2 protein-coding genes are annotated in these 1,214 nt (G+C 39.8%); both read right to left on the bottom strand.

Annotation, left to right across the window (positions count from 1 at the left end; all coding sequences use genetic code 11):
• Positions 1 to 173 precede the first annotated feature (173 nt).
• Complete coding sequence (locus CDZ78_RS20620; RefSeq protein WP_140414275.1) at positions 174 to 593, bottom strand: DUF2182 domain-containing protein; 420 nt, start codon at positions 591 to 593, stop codon at positions 174 to 176.
• Positions 594 to 613: 20 nt separating this feature from the next.
• Positions 614 to 1,021, bottom strand: coding sequence for a hypothetical protein (locus CDZ78_RS20615; RefSeq protein ID WP_140414274.1), 408 nt, complete (start codon positions 1,019 to 1,021; stop codon positions 614 to 616).
• Between the last annotated feature and the right edge of the window lie 193 nt (positions 1,022 to 1,214).

Below are 1,214 nucleotides of genomic sequence, written 5' to 3'. Positions count from 1 at the left end.
TGCTACAACTATATGAAAAAAATAGTCTTTTCATTCGTTTCAAATGCTATTGCCTAAGGGGAATTAAGTAGGGGTTTGCTATAAACATGGCAAAACCACCTAAAATAAACCTCGATACACCAGCATTGTGTATTTCAGCTACTCAATAATTGGGAAACTTCAGTTCTTAATATCTATAGCAAAATCACCAGAACGCCCAGCATACACAACAGAACTCCAGCTAGCTTGCTAATTAATAGTTCATTAACCGGTAAACTTTTTTCCAGCAGGATAAATACCGTGATCAAAATTATACCTGCTATATTCATAACACCAAGCGCAAACATGATAAGCATCTGCGCCCAACAACAGCCAAGGCATCTGCTAGCATGAATAATTCCCATATTAAAGGCCCCCTGTTTGCCATTTTCCCATGAATTTAATAAGAAGCTAAAGGGAGAACGACAATGTGCCAAGCAGGATTTTTTTAGTGTAGTGAACTGATAAATTCCAGCGATGATAAGGATGACCGTAGCTAATAATGTATTTGTATTTTCCATCATCCCTGACAGCCATTGAAAAACATGTAACTGCCATTGCAGCAGGGTTAACACAAAACTAAATACCAACCAAGTCAACAGATAGGCAAGGATAAATAGGTAGCTAAAGGGCTTGTCACTACCATAATGTTACTGAAAACCTGAATCATTGGCAGTGCGAAGGGTAGCATCATGGCTGCCATCATTACTGACCATATCACATAAACTATTACAAAATCACTAACTTGCCACTGCCAAGCCGACCTAGGAAGCATCCACACTTGTGACGCTGGCAAAGTATTCATTTGCCAATGATAATAAATAAGCAGGCTCCATGCCAAGAAAGTGATGGCAATGAGCAGGCAAAGAACTTTAGGTACAGGCAGAAAATTTATACTTTTCATGGATGAGCCTATAAACCGCCGTAAAATACGAACTTTATGGATAATCTGAGCGCGAAAAGCAAGGCACAGTTCACAGGCAATGGCCGTATCCCTTGACAAGCGCAATAATGCAATATTTCGTGTTCAGATTTATTCACAAAACCGTGAATTGGGAAATTCTCACTCAGCTGGTGACAAGTATCTACGATCATTATATTTTACTTTCAGTAACTTATAGTTTTTTACAACAGTCAACTGTGGGTTCTAGTAGGCGCGCCATGCTACCTCACGAAATTCCGGGACTCCTGTCGCC

The sequence above is a fragment of the Bathymodiolus platifrons methanotrophic gill symbiont genome (assembly GCF_002189065.1).
Classification (GTDB): Bacteria; Pseudomonadota; Gammaproteobacteria; order Methylococcales; family Methylomonadaceae; genus Methyloprofundus.
The sequence above is the reverse complement of the archived record's forward strand: the minus strand, read 5'-3'. Positions and strand labels throughout refer to the sequence as shown.